Annotated in this window: 14 protein-coding genes; 11 read left to right on the top strand and 3 right to left on the bottom strand. The window is 56.8% G+C overall.

The window, feature by feature from the left end; translation table 11 throughout:
- Window positions 1–14 precede the first annotated feature (14 nt).
- The 3 genes from H6F75_RS24685 (at window position 15) to H6F75_RS24675 (ending at window position 3,720) form a co-directional block, all read left to right on the top strand.
- Window positions 15–1,385, top strand: a complete 1,371-nt coding sequence (locus H6F75_RS24685; RefSeq protein ID WP_190755511.1) for a cytochrome P450 — start codon at window positions 15–17, stop codon at window positions 1,383–1,385.
- A gap of 91 nt (window positions 1,386–1,476) precedes the next feature.
- A complete protein-coding gene (locus H6F75_RS24680) occupies window positions 1,477–2,562 on the top strand; it encodes a GNAT family N-acetyltransferase (RefSeq protein ID WP_190755509.1) in 1,086 nt (361 codons plus the stop codon).
- Between the two features lie 3 nt (window positions 2,563–2,565).
- Window positions 2,566–3,720, top strand: a complete 1,155-nt coding sequence (locus H6F75_RS24675) for an aminotransferase class I/II-fold pyridoxal phosphate-dependent enzyme (RefSeq protein ID WP_190755507.1) — start codon at window positions 2,566–2,568, stop codon at window positions 3,718–3,720.
- 202 nt (window positions 3,721–3,922) lie between these two features.
- Here H6F75_RS24675 and H6F75_RS24670 read toward each other — a convergent pair whose 3' ends face one another.
- Window positions 3,923–4,132, bottom strand: a complete 210-nt coding sequence (locus tag H6F75_RS24670) for a hypothetical protein (protein ID WP_190755503.1) — start codon at window positions 4,130–4,132, stop codon at window positions 3,923–3,925.
- 1,024 nt (window positions 4,133–5,156) lie between these two features.
- On the opposite strand from H6F75_RS24670, the gene H6F75_RS24665 reads away from it, so the two are divergent.
- The gene (locus H6F75_RS24665) at window positions 5,157–9,035 is read left to right on the top strand and encodes a PAS domain S-box protein (protein ID WP_190755501.1); all 3,879 of its coding nucleotides are present in this window, start codon (window positions 5,157–5,159) and stop codon (window positions 9,033–9,035) included.
- A 66-nt stretch (window positions 9,036–9,101) separates the two neighbouring features.
- Here H6F75_RS24665 and H6F75_RS24660 read toward each other — a convergent pair whose 3' ends face one another.
- Window positions 9,102–9,428: a hypothetical protein gene (locus H6F75_RS24660; RefSeq protein ID WP_190755499.1), complete on the bottom strand. Its 327-nt coding sequence runs from the start codon at window positions 9,426–9,428 to the stop codon at window positions 9,102–9,104.
- A gap of 131 nt (window positions 9,429–9,559) precedes the next feature.
- Between H6F75_RS24660 and H6F75_RS24655 the strand changes: the two genes are divergently transcribed.
- The 3 genes from H6F75_RS24655 (at window position 9,560) to H6F75_RS24645 (ending at window position 12,068) form a co-directional block, all read left to right on the top strand.
- Window positions 9,560–10,411 carry an ABC transporter ATP-binding protein gene (locus H6F75_RS24655; protein ID WP_190755496.1) on the top strand — a complete coding sequence of 284 codons (852 nt, stop codon included), beginning with the start codon at window positions 9,560–9,562 and terminating at the stop codon, window positions 10,409–10,411.
- A gap of 460 nt (window positions 10,412–10,871) precedes the next feature.
- The gene (scpB, locus tag H6F75_RS24650) at window positions 10,872–11,435 is read left to right on the top strand and encodes an SMC-Scp complex subunit ScpB (RefSeq protein WP_190755494.1); all 564 of its coding nucleotides are present in this window, start codon (window positions 10,872–10,874) and stop codon (window positions 11,433–11,435) included.
- 264 nt (window positions 11,436–11,699) lie between these two features.
- Window positions 11,700–12,068, top strand: coding sequence for a DUF760 domain-containing protein (locus H6F75_RS24645; RefSeq protein ID WP_073610354.1), 369 nt, complete (start codon window positions 11,700–11,702; stop codon window positions 12,066–12,068).
- Window positions 12,069–12,100: 32 nt separating this feature from the next.
- On the opposite strand, the gene H6F75_RS24640 is transcribed toward H6F75_RS24645, so the two are convergent.
- Entirely contained in the window at window positions 12,101–12,925 is an 825-nt protein-coding gene (locus H6F75_RS24640) for a sugar phosphate nucleotidyltransferase (RefSeq protein ID WP_190755488.1), read from the bottom strand.
- Between the two features lie 67 nt (window positions 12,926–12,992).
- Here H6F75_RS24640 and H6F75_RS24635 point away from each other — a divergent pair, with 67 nt between their 5' ends.
- From H6F75_RS24635 to H6F75_RS24620, 4 genes are all read left to right on the top strand, one after another.
- Window positions 12,993–13,598, top strand: coding sequence for an alpha/beta hydrolase (locus H6F75_RS24635; RefSeq protein ID WP_190755486.1), 606 nt, complete (start codon window positions 12,993–12,995; stop codon window positions 13,596–13,598).
- Between the two features lie 87 nt (window positions 13,599–13,685).
- The gene (locus H6F75_RS24630; protein ID WP_190755484.1) at window positions 13,686–14,189 is read left to right on the top strand and encodes a DUF29 domain-containing protein; all 504 of its coding nucleotides are present in this window, start codon (window positions 13,686–13,688) and stop codon (window positions 14,187–14,189) included.
- 667 nt (window positions 14,190–14,856) lie between these two features.
- Entirely contained in the window at window positions 14,857–15,738 is an 882-nt protein-coding gene (gene bchL / locus H6F75_RS24625; RefSeq protein WP_073611316.1) for a ferredoxin:protochlorophyllide reductase (ATP-dependent) iron-sulfur ATP-binding protein, read from the top strand.
- 151 nt (window positions 15,739–15,889) lie between these two features.
- On the top strand, window positions 15,890–16,237 hold the full coding sequence (locus H6F75_RS24620) for a DUF5331 domain-containing protein (protein WP_190515561.1): 348 nt from the start codon (window positions 15,890–15,892) through the stop codon (window positions 16,235–16,237).
- Window positions 16,238–16,293 lie beyond the last annotated feature (56 nt).

Here is a 16,293-nt window from a genome sequence, read left to right as displayed (position 1 = left end):
GGATGAGCTGAGCTATGACTACCACCCTCCAACCGCTGCCATCACCGCCCTCCTTAGCTGAGCCCAAGGGCTACCCGGTGATTGGCCACGCCCTCAACTATCGATTGAACCCACTCAATTTTTATAGCCGCTGCGCCGAGTACGGTGACTTTGTGCGGCTACGATTTGGCCCCCACCCGGTCTATTTTCTTAACCACCCCGATTTGATCAAAGAAGTCTTTGTCACTAAGGGGTCGAGCTTTTTGGCGCGGGCCGAGGGGCGCGAATCGCGCTTTTTTGACCCGCTGTTTGGCAACGGACTGGCCGTGAGTGAGGGCACCTTTTGGCGGCGGCAGCGGCGGCTGACGCAGCCGATCTTTCAGCGCTCCCACCTGGTGAATTACGGCGATTTGGCGGTGGCTCAGATGCGCGCCCAGGTCGACACCTGGAGCGCTGGCGACGTGTTCGACATTCGTCCGGTGATGACCCGCTGTGCCCGCCAGATCATTGCTCATATTGCCTTTGGGGAGGCGGGGCTGGCCCACTTGAACAGCATTGAGGCGGTGTTGAATGCGGCACTGACGGAGTACGACAACCGCGATCGCAACTGGCTGCTGTACTTGATGCCCGAGCATTTTCCCACCCCCAGTAACCGCCGCTACCACGAGGCGGCCGAGGCCATGGATCGCTGGATTTACGAGGTGATTGAGACCAGGCGGCAGCACAATTCCAATACTGGCGACATGCTCTGCCAGCTGCTCAAAGTGCAGGATGACACGGGAGTGGGCATGAGCGATCGCGAGCTGCGCGACGAGTTGGTTAACGTCATCGTCGGCCACGACACCATTCCTGACGTGTTTTGTTGGGCCTGGTGGCAGATCGCCCACTACCCCGACTGGGAAGACCGCCTGGTCGAGGAATGGCGAACGGTGCTCGGGGGGCGATCGCCCAGTATGGAGGACATTCCGCGCCTGCCCTTGACCGAGTGGACAATTAAAGAAACCCTGCGCCTGTACCCTCTGGCTTGGGTAACGGGCCGGGTGGCCACCCAGGCCTGTGAAATTGCCGGGCAGCCCATTCACCCCGGCGAAAACGTGGTGATGTGCCAGTGGGTCACCCATCGCGACAGCCGCTGGTTTGATGACCCCCACCGCTTCAACCCCCTGCGCTGGGCCCCCGATGCGACCCAGCGCATTCCTCCCCAGGCCTACTATCCCTTTGGCGGCGGCCCCCGCGCCTGCACTGGCCAAGGGCTAACCATGCTGGAGACGGTGCTGCTGCTGGCCGATATTGGCCAGCGGTTTCAGCTGCGGCCGTTGCCAGGGCAGAACATGGAGCCCCACCCAGGGCCGTCGTTCTCGCTGCGGCCTCCCCAAGGCCTCCAAGTGCAAATTTTAGTTCGGTAGGCGGATTGAAACCGACCTCGTAGGGACACCCCCAGGCACTGCCCCTACCCACCGGATCGCAAAAGACTTTAGCTAGCGTGAGGAAGCGCCTATGCAGCTCGATGTTTTGACCCCCGATAGCTCGCGCTGGCGATCGCTGCTCGACCAAATACCCCACGACATCTACCAGCTGCCAGACTACCTGTTGGTAGAAGCGGCCCGCACCCGCACTCTACCCGAGGCCATGGTGGTAGAAGATCAGGGCCAGATGCTGCTCGCCCCCTACCTGCTGCGCCGCTGCGGCGACCCCACCGCTGACGAGTGGGACGCCGCCGACCAGCTCGATGCCGTGTCGCCCTACGGCTATCCTGGGCTGCTGCTCAATGAGGCGGCCCGGGGAGATGCAGAGTTTATCGATCGGGCGCTCGCTCAGCTCTGCGGGGGGCTCAAAGAAAAGGGCGTCTGCTCAGCCTTTTTTCGGCTGCACCCGCTGCTGAATGCGGATTTTAAAACCGATATGTTTGGCTGCACGGTGGTGGACCACGGCGCAACCGTGGCGATCGATCTCATCCAGCCCGAGGCACAGCTGTGGAACCAGACTAAGTCGGGCCATCGCAACAAAATTAACCGCTGCCGCCGCCAGGGTTGGGTGGCCAAACTGGTGCCCTGCGCCACACACCTGCCGGTGTTTGTCGACATCTACACCGAAACCATGGCGAGGGTGGGGGCCACCGGCACCTACTTTGAGTTTGACCAGGACTACTTCGAAGGCCTACACCGAGCCCTGGGCGATCGCCTGCACCTGTGCGTGGTCGAAACCGAGGGTGAAGCCGCCTCAGCGGGCCTCTATACCGAGTCCCACGGCATCGTACAGGCGCTGTTTGGCGGCACCCGCACGGCCTTTCTCAAGCAGTCGCCCACCACCTTAGAAACCGACTTTGTGCGCCAGTGGGCCAAGGGGCGCGGCGCCCAAGTGCTGCACCTGGGCGGCGGTGTAGGGGCCGCCCAAGACCCGCTATTTGAGTTTAAGGCCGGGTTTTCACCGGGGCGATGGCGGTTTCAGAGCCTGCGGCTGGTGAGCGACCCAGCCCAGTACCAGGCCCTGGCCAACCGGCGGGCTAAGGCTTTAGGCGTCGTTCCCGAGGCCCTGACCCAGGGCACCTTTTTTCCCGCCTACCGCGCCACTATAGAGGAGTAAGCCATGCCGAAACCCATTTTGCTATCGCCCCCTCACCTGGGCGAGGCCGAGCTCGAGTACGTCAAAGAGGCCTTTGCCACCAACTGGATCGCCCCCGTCGGCCCCCATATCGATGCGTTTGAGACCGAATTTTGCCAGGCTGTGGGATCGCCCCACGCGGTGGCGGTGAGCTCGGGCACGGCGGCGCTGCACCTGGCCCTGCGGCTGCTGGAAGTAGGGCCGGGGGACGAGGTGCTCTGCTCAACCCTCACCTTTGTGGCCACGGCCAATCCGATTGTTTACCAGGGGGCAACGCCAGTCTTTATCGACAGCGATCGCACTTCCTGGAATATGGACCCCAACCTACTGGAAAGGGCCCTGGTCCAGCGCGCCCGACGAGGTAAACTGCCCAAAGCCGTGGTGCTGGTGCACCTCTATGGCCAGAGCGCCGACCTGGATGCCATTGGGCAGCTCTGCGATCGCTACGGCGTGCCCCTGATTGAAGACGCCGCCGAGTCGTTGGGAGCCACCTACCGGGGGCGGGCTACTGGCACCGTTGGCCACCTAGGGATTTTTTCTTTCAATGGCAACAAAATTATCACCACCTCTGGCGGCGGCATGCTGGTGACTGCCGACTCGGCCCTCGCCCGCCAGGCCAAGTTTTTGGCTACCCAGGCCCGCGACCCCGCTCCCCACTACCAGCACTCGCACTTGGGCTACAACTACCGCCTTAGCAACGTGCTGGCGGGCATTGGCCGGGGGCAGCTGGCGGTTCTGGGGGAACGGGTTGCTGCCCGTCGCCGCAACTTTGCTACCTACCACCAGGCTTTGGGCTACCTACCAGGGATTACCTTTATGCCCGAAGCCGCTTACGGCACGGCCACCCGCTGGCTCACCTGCCTGACCGTAGATGAGGAAGAATTTGGCTGCGATCGCGAAACCATTCGCCTAGCCCTAGAGGCTGCCCACATCGAGTCTCGTCCAGTGTGGAAACCGTTGCACCTTCAACCCGTCTTTTCAAACTGTGAAGTGGTGGGTGGGGCCGTCGCCGCCGATCTGTTTCGGCGGGGGCTGTGTTTGCCCTCAGGCTCTAGCCTACGCCCCGACGAACTGGGGCGCGTGGTTTCCCACGTGGCCCACCAGCACCAGCCCGCTTGGGCGACCGCCATCCCCTGCTAGGTTGGGGGGTAAACATAACGGACTCAATCAACTTTTCATCAACCCTGGGGCAGCGCCCAACGTTCCACTTTGCATAGGTCCGGTTCCCCTAGCGCGCCCATGGGGGTAATGCCAAGCGCCACCGCCACCAAAGCCATAGACAGGTGCAAATCGGCCCCTAAAAGTGTAGAAACGCCAATCAGCCATAGAAGCTATCACCGAGCTACAGACTGGCTTCAACGTTGTCGGTGATGAGGTTGTTGAGCGGCAAGTTTTTATCGTGAGCAAGCTGTAGAGCAAAGTTCGGGGCATTGTGATAGTTGACCTGGCTGCACACCAGACGGGCATCGCCAGTGCCGCTATCGTCAATGTTGCAGAGCTCTACCGCATAGCGAGAGAGGTAAACAGAATAAAACCGAGAGATTTGAGTCACGGTGCTGTGAAATTAGCTGTGAAATTAAAGGAATAAAATCGTTGCAAGCTTGGGACTAATTCACCCTAACCTTTCGGAAAGCCGAGGAGTAGCTTAGTTCACAGCAATCAAGTTTTTTAATATCAAAAATCCAGGAAGACTGCTGAGACTGGCACAAGAAGCAACGCGCTTTAGCTAAACATATTCTGTGGGCGAAGCAAAAAACTTGCATAAAAAACCTCTCCTGAAATCGAATCCATGTGAACTTCTAGAGTGTCTTAGGATCGGCCTAGAAATGGACTCTTTCTTGCGGTAAAACCGTGTATCCAAGGAATTACCTGTATCAACGGATCTCACGAAGAATTTGATTTCTCAAACAGTTTACTGTTTTTACACAAACTGTTTAAAAAAGATTAGCGAAGTCAGATACTTCTCTAGGAAGACTGTATAAGGGTTTTTAACCCAAGTGTTTGAGGAATTGAAGGAAACAAAAACCGCAATGTCAGGGCCTAAATCAACCAAAATCCTCTTGCCCTTATAGGGCTTAACTTGGCATCGCTCCTAGTTTGCTTCATATTTATTCCCACGCTCCGGGTTGCCATTTACATAGCTATCGTCATATAGGTTGCTCATAACGAAAACGTTCATTACAGAACGGGGTAATGGTTGAACAATATCGAGTTTTGCAGTGGCAGTCCATCCAGAAACATATCCTTTCTAGAGAACGGAACCTTAAGCTAGGGCAGTGGCGTTCAAAAACTTATCTTAGGTCTAACGGTTTGTTGTGAGGGAATTGTGAGGAGAGAAAATTATTTTCCTTTTCGTCACTAATCCGAAAATATATTCAACAATTCTTTGCGGAAAGTCGTCTTTTTGGAGTTGATGATAGCTTTGTTTAAAGCGCTGCTCAATCTTGATGCTAATTACTGGTGCAGCGGCAAGACCCCATTCTCAGCGGGTTTTAGTGGGCGCTAACATCTTTGGTGCACCTCCATTGCCGGAGATAGGCGGGCCGAGTTAGGGAAGGCCAGGAGCAGAGGCAACGATGACCAACAATTCAGATTTAGCGCGCCAAATAGAAGCAGTTCAAACTTGGCTGAGCGAGATACAGCAGGAGACGATCGCCGATCTGCCTGCCTACCCATCACCGCTATCGGTCTCAATTGCGGAAACCTCGATTGTCCTGGAAGAATTGCATGTGGTCGTCGAAGCAATGCGTTTGCAGAACGAAGAGCTGCTCGCGGCCCATTACAGCCTCGAACATGAGCGCCAGCGCTATCAAAACCTGTTTAACTTTGCTCCTGACGCCTATGTGGTAACCGATGCCCGGGGCACCATTGAGAATATCAATGGGGTGGCGGCCCAATTGCTCAACGTGCGTGCTTCTTTGGCCCAGGGCAAACTCTTGACATTGTTCATTGCCGAGGCTGACCGCGCCTTTATCAATGGTCAGCTCTACTCTATAGCTCCCCCCGGAGCCGCTTCCGCAGCCGCAGCGGAAGCCATTGGCTCAGTGGGAACGGTCTTTTTGCAGGACCAAGAGCTATCGATCTTGCCGCGTGGGCGGGGGCCGTTTAAGGTAGCGCTGTCGGCGACGGTAGAGCGCGATCGCCAGGGCCGAGTTGTGCGTCTGTACTGGCTGCTGCGCGACATTGACGATCGCAAGCAGCTAGAGCTGGCACTACAAACCTCTAAGGCTCAGCTCAGCCAAATTTTAAATAGTGCGGTCGCCGTCATTGTTAGCTTTCAAATCTTTGAGAATGGTGACTGGGAGTACAACTACTTTTCCTCGGGCTGCGAGAGCATTTTAGGCTACCCACCCGAAGCTTTTATGGCTGACAAACAGCTGTGGCGATCGCGCATGCATCCTGACGATCTGGCCACCTTGGATCAGCAGTTTGCCGACCTGTTTGCCGAGCGTAGCGCCGTTTGGGAGTATCGCTTTCGACACCGCGACGGGTCGCTGCGCTGGCTATCTAGCACCTACGCTGCGCAGAAAATTGCTGAGGGCTGCTGGCAAATCACTGTGGTGGGTCATGATATCACCGAGCGCAAGCAGGCGGAAACAGCCTTGCGCAAGTCAGAGGCTAAGTATCGCTGGCTGTTCAATGAAATCGATAAGGGTTACGCCATCGCCGAGAGCATTGTGAATGAGCAGGGTGAACCGGTTGATCACCGTCTGATCGAAGTGAATCCGCGCTTTGAAGCATTGACTGGTTTATCCCGCGACATTGCCCTGAGCGGCCGCACCCTTCGCGACATTGCCCCCAAGATCGATGACCACTGGCATCGGACCTATGGCCAGGTGGCCATCACCGGCACTCCTACTCGCTTTGAGCAAAAGGTCGACGGTTGGGGCCGCTGGTACGATGTCTATGTCTTTCGAGTGGGGGACCCAGCTCTGCGCCAGATTGGCATCTTATTTAGTGACATTAGCGATCGCAAGCAGGTGGCCCTCACCCTCCAGCGCCAAATTCAGCAAGAATATCTGCTTAACGACATCAACGAGGATGTTCGCCAATCTCTTGACCTAGAGGCGGTACTGGTGCGGGCAGTGGAGCGCAGTCGGGCCGTGCTAGAGAGCGATCGGGTGATTGTGTTTCGGTTTGTGGGCAGTGGCGCAGGTCAGGTGATCGCCGAATCGGTGGGCAGCGAGTTTGTGTCTATTCGGAGCGGCACCATTCATGACCTCTGCTTTAGCGATCGCGACATTGAGGCCTATCGCCAGGGCCGGGTAGGGTCGATTGACGACCTAGAGCAGGCCGATATAGAGCCCTGCTACGCCAATCTGCTGCGGCAGTTTCAGGTCAAGGCCAACCTGGTGGTTCCCATTCTGCGTAGTGAGCCAGGAGCGCATGGGAACCACCAGAACAACGAGCCCTGGGGCCTGCTGATTGCCCACCAGTGTGCTGCCCCTCGCCAGTGGCAGCCCGCCGAAATTGCCCTGCTCAAGCGCATTGCTAGCCAAACTAGCGTTGCCATTCAGCAGTCAGAGCTCTACGGGCAGGTGCTGCAAGATCTGCAGGAGCGCGAACGGATGCAGCAGGTGTTGCAAGAGAGCGAGGCCCGGTTTCGCACCCTCAGCGCCACTGCCCCCATCGGCATTGGCCAAATCGATGGTCAAGGTCACTGCGTCTACACCAACGCCCGCTGGCAGGCGATCGCGGGACTGAGCGTCGAAGCATCCCTGGGGGAGGGCTGGCTGCAGGTGGTGCATCCCGATGATCAGCCGCGCTTGGCCCAGGCCTGGGAGGAGTATCTGGCGGGACGCCGCCCGTGCCTCCCCGAGTTTCGCCTGCTCACCCCCACGGGCGACCTGCGCTGGGTCGAGGTGGCGATCGCCCCTATACATACCGCTACAGGCAACATCAGCGGCTACGTCAGCACGGTCGAAGACATCACTCAGCGCAAAAAGGCCGACCGCCAACTTCGGCAGCAGGCGGCCCTACTCGACATCGCCTCTGACGCCATTTTTGTGCGTGACCTCGACCACCGCCTGCTCTATTGGAATCATGGGGCCGAACGTCTCTACGGTTGGAGCGCCGCCGAGGCCCTCAATCGCCCGGTGCACGACCTGCTGCGCGGCGACCTGCCCCAGCTGAGCAGCATTATGCACACCCTCTACACGGAGGGCGAGTGGCGTGGCGAGCTGCACGAGGTCACCAAAACTGGTGAGGCAGTTACCGTATCGGCCCGCTGGACGTTGGTGCCCGACGAGGCGGGTCAGCCTCGCTTTATTCTCTCGGTGGAGACCGACATCACCGAGAAAAAAGCGCTTGAAGCCCAGTTTTACCAGGCTCAACGGCTAGAGAGCTTGGGCCGTCTCTCCAGCGGCATTGCCCACGACCTCAACAATGTGTTTACCCCTATTTTGACCATGGCTCAGCTGCTGCGCCATACCCAAACGGACCTCAGCGGCAATGCCCAAGATCAGCTGCGTCTGCTCGAAGACAGCGCCAAACGGGGCATCAGCATGGTGCAGCAAATTCTGTCGATCACCCGCCCCAGCAGTGGGATGCGCACCGAGGTTGACCTGCCGCCGCTGCTGCAAGACCTCAGCCGCATGCTGGAGCAGAGTTTGCCCAGGCAAATTACGCTGCGACAGGTAGGGTTTGAGCCTGGGGCAGTGCTGCCCCGCGTCAGTGCCGACCCCACCCACCTGCACCAGGTGCTGATGAATCTCTGCGTCAACGCCCGCGACGCCATGCCCAAGGGAGGCACGCTCACTATTGTGGCCGAGCCGGTGGCGATCGATGCCACCACTGTGGCCATTAGCCCCGACGCCCAAGTGGGCCAGTACCTACGGCTGACCGTGGCCGACACCGGCACTGGCATTGACCCGGCCGTGCGCGATCGCATCTTTGACCCCTTCTTCACCACCAAGGGCCAGGAGCAGGGCACCGGGCTGGGGCTGGCTACGGTGCTGGGCATCGTCAGAGGCAGCGGGGGCTTTATGCGGGTCGAGAGCGAGGTGGGGCAAGGCACTCAAATGCAGGTCTATCTGCCTGCCCTATCCACCACCCAGAGCAACAGCCTCCAGGCTACCGAGCCGGAGGCTCCGCAGCCTGGTCAAGGAGAGGTGATTTTATTGGTCGATGACGATGACTCGGTGCAGCGGGCCGTGCGATCGCTGCTCATCAACTACAACTACAGCCCCCTGGTTGCCAGCAGCGGCCTCGAAGCCCTCGATCTCTGTACCCGGCACCAGCCTAAGCTGGCAGTGCTCGATATCATGATGCCTGGCATGGATGGCCTCACCCTAATTCAGCACCTCATGGCCAGCCAGCCCGATCTCATCATGGTTGCTACCAGTGGTCTGGCGACTTACCAGCCTGCCGCCCTTGCCGCTGGGGCTAGGTTTTTTTTGCCCAAGCCCTACGATTTTCGCGATCTGCTTTCGACGATGACAGACCTGCTGCGTTAACCCTCTCCCGATTTGAGATTAGATCCTCTCTTCGTCAGCTTTGACTAGCTTCTAGGAGGCAAAATTCTACGGCTGCTCGTCTTCATCGTACTCATCATCTGCAATCCAAGTGCCGACCGGGCGTAGGACATCAGGAATTGTCGCATCATCGGTGAATTCCAGCACGGTCTCCCGATAGCCCAGATATCCTGACTCTGTGAAGGTCAGTAGCATGCGTCCCAGCGCTGGCCACACTATATCGGCAAACTCCCAATCGTGGTTAAACCCGGCGCGGTCAGCGATCGATCGCAGCGCCCAAAAATAGCTGTTGCGCACCACTGAGCCTGACTTCTTGTAGGCCGGCACGTCCTTCTGATGAAGATAGAGAATGTCTTGATCAATTCGAGCGCGCACAGCTAACCAACGGTAGATGGGTGATACGGTAAGGCTATTAACAATAAGTTACAGACGGTCCTGGGTTAAAGACTCGTTGGTCAGATTCAGCTTCGATCGCAGTAACTTAACTTCTGGAGCTTGCCCTTTTCATGTCCGCTGCGGTCTGTCTGCAAAACGTCCACAAAGTCTACAACGGCGTATCTGTCGTTAACGATCTCTCTCTAAATATTGAAGCCGGAGAAGTTTTTGGTCTACTTGGCCCCAATGGCGCGGGCAAGTCAACTACCATTCGCATGGCTACCACCCTGACCCGGCCCAGCGACGGCCATGTAGTTGTCGCTGGCTATGACGTTAACCGCCAGCAGCTCGACGTGCGTCGCCAAATTGGCGTAGTGCTGCAACAAACCAGCGTCGATGGCGACCTCACCGTGTGGGAAAACATGGAGCTGCACGGACGGATGCACCACATTCCTGCTGGGCAGCGCCGGACTGCTATCGACACCTGGCTAGAGTATGTCGAACTGGGCGATCGCCGCGATGACAAGGTCAAAACCCTCAGCGGCGGCATGAAGCGACGGCTACAAATTGCCCGCGCCCTGCTCCACAACCCCAAAATTCTCTTTCTCGATGAGCCCACCGTGGGCCTCGACCCCCAAACCCGCCGCCGCCTGTGGGAAATCATTCGCGGCCTCAACCAGCAGGGCATGACCATGCTGCTCACTACCCACTATATGGAAGAGGTGGAGTACCTGTGCGATCGCATCGGCATTCTCGACCAAGGCAAGCTGATTGAGCTGGGCACTCTAGAGCAGTTTCGCCAACGCCACGGCGAAGGCATCGTCATGACTCAACAGGGCGATCGCTGGGACTACCAGTTCTTTCCGACCCTAGATGCTGCCAACGCCCACCTCGACCAGCAGCCCGACAAAACCGGCATGATGACCCGCCCCTCCAACCTCGAAGATATCTTCGTCGAGCTGACAGGTCGCAATCTAGATTAAAGCTTGATGACGGTGCATTGCTTCTATAAGGCGACTTTTAGAAAACTTTCTCCCCAATGGTGAGCAGTGCCCACCCTACGGTGGCTACTTTTATAAGCTCTTTAGATGGTGCATTGCTGCGCGAATGCACCCTACGAAGCCTGTTCTTATAGGAGCCTTAAGCCTCTAATCAACCACTTTGCAAAATATAGGTTTAAACCGATGATCGGTTACTCCTTTCCGTGGGGTGAAGGGCGGCGGAACGCCCTTCGAGACGGGGGTCTGGGGCCAGCGAAATGGCCCCAGCGGCAGATCTGGCTTTGCCCCTAACTGTGCACCGCACCCACCAAATCTTGCTGAGTGAACCCATTCGGCAGGGCAAACGACGTTTGCCCTTACATGGATTGTCTTACCTCCCCAAATCAGCCGTTTCCCACAATCGGCGTTAGGCTTGAGGATGGTTTCAGGGTACTGACAATCTATGCCTGGTCTGGCCACCACCATTGAAGCGATTTTGTACCTCAAGGGGCAGCCCCTCGACATTGCCAAGCTGGCAGAGCTAGCCCGCTGCGATCGCGAAGACGTCGAAGAAGGGCTGATCGAGCTAATGAACGACTATGCCCACCGGGACGGAGCCTTAGAGATCGTTGAAACCGTCGATGGCTACTGCCTTCAGCTCAAAGAGCGCTATCGGTTTTTAGTAGATTTACTGATTCCCATCGATTTGGGAGTAGGGGCACTGCGAACGCTGGCGGCGATCGCCCTCAAAGGTCCCATCAGCCAAACCGACCTCGTCGATCTCCGCGGTTCCGGCGTCTACCAGCACGTGCCAGAGCTAGTCGCCCAGGGCTTTGTGCGCAAGCGCCGCCAGGCCGAGGGGCGATCGTCCTTAGTCCAGGTCACCGACAAGTTTTATCAACACTTCGAAATTGATGCGCTGCCCCAGCTCCGACCTAAAAGTTCAACCGCCCCCGCCATGGCAGAGACAGATGCTAACGATGGGGATGAACTCGAGTTTGAGTCCGAAATCGAGGAAGCCTCGTAACGCTCCTCGCCGATGCCATCAAACTATTGTAAAGACAATAATCGCGGCTGCTGCGCGTCAAATCGCCTTCTAGACTGGGTTTGAGTCAAACAGCGTGAACCCAAGCGACTGCGCCGACGCAATATTACACGATTCGTTACGCTATCATCGGGAATATTAGTAGGTATAGGCAGGCCAGGGGTTGCCCTTGTTGCATGGATTTTATCACCCCAATATTTGGTACTCGCCGTCGCCTACGTTGTGACCAAAGGTCTTTGAGATTCTATGGTATTTAACCCTGAAGATACTGAATTCATTAGCATGTCGGCCAATAGCGACCACCCCAATGAGTTGCTTAAATATCTCCAGCACCAATCTCCAGAAGTGCTCACTCGGGTGGCCCAGGCAGTCAGCGGTGAAATCAAGCAGATTATTGCCCACAACGTGCAGGGGTTAGTCGGTGTGCTGCCAGGGGACGGATTCAACGTCCAAGTCACCACCGATCGCGAAAATCTAGCCGGGCTGCTAGCCTCCGCCATGATGACTGGCTACTTTCTCCGCCAGATGGAGCAGCGCATGGAGCTAGAGCACACCGTGTCGGGGTCCCTCTTTGGGGCTGACTTCGGCTCTGACGATCTCGACTTCGACGATTAGGGCTAGCCTGGCTTCCGCTCCCTTTGCCCTGACTAACCCACCGGGAACGGATGCTGCTGAATGGCTCTGGCTAAGTTTTCTGGAGTGCCAATATCCAGATAGCTGCCCTGGGTAAAGGGCTGTGCCTCTATCCGCAAACCCGACGCCAACGCCGCCTGCATGACATCCCCAATCGGGACTTCAGTGTAGGGCGGCAGGATAGTTAGATGCTGGGGAATTTGGGTGCCGATCAGAGCCTGCTGGCGATCGCGCACAAACCCATGCAAAAAGTCTGAGAAGCTGGGCCGCCAGGCGGCGATCGCCCACATGTAGGGCAGATGAGTCAGGCCAGACTTTTCGTAAATGCCCCGCACTACGCCGCTCTCGTCAAAATCGACCACCCCCACCTTCTCCGGCTGATCGGTAGGAAACAGCCCCAGCACCACATCCGCTGTGCCGCCGTGCAGCCGCTCCAGCAACACCTGATAAGCATCTCCCGGCTCAAATAGAATATCTGGAAAACCAAGCACCACCGTTGCCCCGCGTAAAAAAGGGTAGGCCTGGTTGAGGCTGAAGGGCACCCCAAAGGGCACATGCACCGTCAAGTAGCTCAGGTGCATGCCTAAATCGGCCCCATCACCCAAAAAGTTGGGGATATCCCACTTACCGGACCGCAGAATGAAAAACGCCTGCTCCACCCCGGCCCGCCGCATTTTTTCCAGCAAATAGTGGCACACCACCTTGGGGCGAGGCCCCGATTGATTCGTTAGCATGCGAAAACCAATCGGAAATAGTTCTTTGCTCATCGGCAAGGGTGAAATGCGCGTGCCTTGCCCAGCGGCGGGAATTAAACCAATGGTGGGTAGCGATGTAGGCATCGGAATCGGGAACCTCGACGGCGAATCAATCGTCCTTAATTATCCTGGTAGTAGGCGTGGGCTAAGCATGATGCACCAATTCTGGCAGGCCACCAATCAGCTGTCTTCACTATCTTTGGCGCTAGGGCAACGCTTCGGCCACAGCGTCACTGCGCTGGCTCTAATGGCGACCTCCTTAGCTGGGCTGGCCATAGCCACACCCCAGGCCAGCGCCGCAGAAGACATTCACATCACCTACGGGTCGTTAGAAGCGCCGCCCATTTCTGTCAGCGACTTAGAATCATTCGCCACTACAGGCATTGCTAGCCGCGACCTACAGCTGCTGCTCAACGTGCTTCGCATTGAGGAAGAGCAGGCCCGCCAAGTGCTAACCCAGAACGTGCTGGTGGATGTAGACACCGTGCGAGAAATGTCGGACACCTTCGCCGGGCAGTTTCTCTGGCGGCTGCTAGCCACGACCATTGAGTTTTCTGATAACGATACCCCTGGCTGGGAGCTGCTGCGCAACGCCGTTTTAGATACGGCAGCCACCGGCCAGCTCACCCTAATCGACGTACTCCGCACCATTGAGGCAACCACGCTGCAGGTTGACGGTCGGCGGGTGATGGCGATCGCATCTCAAATCGACCTTGAAAGGGCGGGTAGCTTAGCCTCCATACTGCTGGGCAAGTAACGGTATTAGGGCCATCACTAGCGATCGTCTCCTGCTTTAAACAGCGGCTTAGAATGGTGGAAATGGGACCGCCCTAGGCCTTTGTCTATGTCCAAAATCGACTCAACTCCTACAGGTCAGGCTGTGGCCGTCGGCAATCTCTACGCCGAAGACTTCTACGCTTGGACTCAGGCTCAGGCAGAACTGCTTCGCCATCAGGCCTGGAGCCAGCTTGACCTACCCAATTTAATTGAGGAAATCGAATCCTTGGGCAAACAGCAGCGCCAGGAACTTCGCAATCGCCTCAGCATACTGATTGGGCATCTATTGAAATGGCACTACCAGCCCCAGGGGCGCAGCCGCAGTTGGCTAGCCACCTTACGTATTCAACGGCTAGATATCGCTGACTTGCTAGACGATAACCCTAGCCTCAAACCTTATCTAGCCGAAGCCTTTGGTAAAGCCTATATCAAGGGAATTGAACTCGCTGCGGGCGAAACCAATTTGCCCAGCAGCACCTTTCCCTCCCAATGCCCCTACAGCCTGACCAAAGTGCTGGATGCTAAATTCTTCCCTGGCGAACCCAGCGATCTGATCGCTGAGGAAAACTAGACCCTGCGCTACGGAAATATCGGCTTGCTGTCGCCCCCGCCGAACGACCGATGCCTCTATCCTGTGCAACAACCGTTACATTCCGTTGCATGGATTGGAAAGTTTACGAATGTATAGAAAGATCGCTTGGGGTTTGGTGGCAGCAGCGGTTTGGGAAGCGCGCGCGGCAAAGACTGGTCGCTATTTGGGGTGCGATCGCCTCCCTCATCCCCCAAAGCCCACTCTCAGACAGGCGATCCCTTAGATTCAACCCTCTCTCAACGATCCAAGCTGCCTACAGACAAGCGTTTCAGAATGCCCAGTGCCCCAGAAGATTTAAGATTCTCTTATTTGCTATTGTTCTGTATTAATAGAAGTCAGAACCTAAATTTTGATCTGATGCTTTAAAGGCTTTTAATAGCCATTTTTGCAGTCAGGACATTCCTCGGTTAAGCTCAGCAGGCTTTGAATTGATTTTGCGGGGCTGTCTATTCTCACTCCCCCTTCCCAATGCCTAGGCGGTGTCGTCATAATCCAAACAGCCGAAACACCTTGGGCCGCGTAGTCAACTGCGTAGACCCTATTTGTTGACCAGCCGATCCACGTCCAGCGGGTAGAACATCTATCCAAACAGATGGCCCCTGGACCTGGGTTTGGCTCTATCCGCCCTAGACGAGTATTTTCCCCTATGGATCACCAGACTCTCAAGCTTTCTGTGTACGGGAAAGGGGGCATTGGTAAGTCCACCACCAGCTGCAACATCTCGGTGGCCCTGGCCAAGCGGGGCCGCAAAGTCTTGCAGATTGGTTGTGACCCCAAGCACGACAGCACCTTTACCCTGACCGGGTTTCTGATTCCCACCATCATCGACACCCTGCAAGAAAAAGACTTCCACTACGAAAACGTGTGGGCCGACGATGTGATCTATAAGGGCTACGGCGGTGTGCACTGCGTTGAGGCGGGCGGTCCTCCCGCTGGTGCAGGCTGCGGCGGCTACGTAGTGGGCGAAACCGTGAAGCTGCTGAAGGAACTCAACGCCTTCGACGAGTACGACGTCATTCTCTTCGACGTGCTGGGCGACGTGGTCTGTGGTGGCTTTGCAGCCCCGCTAAACTATTCTGACTACTGCCTGATTGTGACTGACAACGGTTTTGACGCGCTATTTGCCGCCAACCGCATTGCCGCCTCGGTGCGGGAGAAAGCTCGCACTCACCCCCTGCGATTGGCAGGGCTGATCGGCAATCGCACCTCGAAGCGCGACCTGATTGATAAGTACATCGAGCATGTGCCCATGCCGGTGCTAGAGATTTTGCCCCTGATCGAAGACATTCGCATCTCGCGGGTGAAGGGCAAAACGGTGTTTGAGATGGCCGAAACTGACCCGGCTCTAGATCCGGTCTGTCAGTACTACCTGAACATTGCCGACCAGATCTTGGCTCGTCCCGAAGGCGTGGTGCCCAAGGATGCCGCCGATCGCGAACTGTTTAGCCTGCTATCTGATTTCTATCTCAATCCCCCTGCGGATGCGCCCCAGCAAGAGAAGGAGGAGATGGATTTGATGATGGTTTAAGCGCACGGTGGGCATTGCCTACTCTACTTAATCCCTTGCTGCAAAAATCCCCCTCGAACCAGTTCTAATCTTGAAGTGCTGCATTATCATCGGTACGCGGCTGTGCAAACTCGGCAGCTACCGATAAGCGATTTAGCAAAAAGTCAGGATTATGGCCTTTTTCGAGAACTTTACCCAAGTCATTCGCCAAAAGTGGTTGGACTACGTGCAATCTAACCGGGCCTGGTTGACGCTGCAAATGCAGCAGACCTCAGTCCGGACCCCCGATGGCGGTCGCCGTCCATCTTCCTTTTTGGTGTTGGGCGTGGTGAATGCTCTAGAACCCAAGCTGTCGAACTTGATGGTGCCCTTCTACAAGCTCAACTCTGACGAGGACGCGCTGGTAGAAGTGCTGGGGCTCAACTTTGACCCCGAGATGGTGCTGGATAACCCCGACCATACTCAAACCATTGAGGCCAACGACGAGCAGCCGCTCTTGCCCGATAGCCCAGATATGTAGCCCCATCTAGACCAGGCCGGGAACTGCCGTTTTTAGCCGGTAGAACTCCACTTCTG

This window comes from Nodosilinea sp. FACHB-131 (genome assembly GCF_014695395.1).
Classification (GTDB): domain Bacteria; phylum Cyanobacteriota; class Cyanobacteriia; order Phormidesmidales; family Phormidesmidaceae; genus Nodosilinea.
The sequence above is the reverse complement of the archived record's forward strand: the minus strand, read 5'-3'. Positions and strand labels throughout refer to the sequence as shown.

Coding starts and splice junctions, on each gene's coding strand:
- H6F75_RS24685 (WP_190755511.1), top strand. CDS start 15: ATGACTACCACCCTCCAACCGCTGCCATCACCGCCCTCCTTAGCTGAG.
- H6F75_RS24680 (WP_190755509.1), top strand. CDS start 1,477: ATGCAGCTCGATGTTTTGACCCCCGATAGCTCGCGCTGGCGATCGCTG.
- H6F75_RS24675 (WP_190755507.1), top strand. CDS start 2,566: ATGCCGAAACCCATTTTGCTATCGCCCCCTCACCTGGGCGAGGCCGAG.
- H6F75_RS24665 (WP_190755501.1), top strand. CDS start 5,157: ATGACCAACAATTCAGATTTAGCGCGCCAAATAGAAGCAGTTCAAACT.
- H6F75_RS24655 (WP_190755496.1), top strand. CDS start 9,560: ATGTCCGCTGCGGTCTGTCTGCAAAACGTCCACAAAGTCTACAACGGC.
- scpB (WP_190755494.1), top strand. CDS start 10,872: ATGCCTGGTCTGGCCACCACCATTGAAGCGATTTTGTACCTCAAGGGG.
- H6F75_RS24645 (WP_073610354.1), top strand. CDS start 11,700: ATGGTATTTAACCCTGAAGATACTGAATTCATTAGCATGTCGGCCAAT.
- H6F75_RS24640 (WP_190755488.1), bottom strand. CDS start 12,925: ATGCCTACATCGCTACCCACCATTGGTTTAATTCCCGCCGCTGGGCAA.
- H6F75_RS24635 (WP_190755486.1), top strand. CDS start 12,993: ATGATGCACCAATTCTGGCAGGCCACCAATCAGCTGTCTTCACTATCT.
- H6F75_RS24630 (WP_190755484.1), top strand. CDS start 13,686: ATGTCCAAAATCGACTCAACTCCTACAGGTCAGGCTGTGGCCGTCGGC.
- bchL (WP_073611316.1), top strand. CDS start 14,857: ATGGATCACCAGACTCTCAAGCTTTCTGTGTACGGGAAAGGGGGCATT.
- H6F75_RS24620 (WP_190515561.1), top strand. CDS start 15,890: ATGGCCTTTTTCGAGAACTTTACCCAAGTCATTCGCCAAAAGTGGTTG.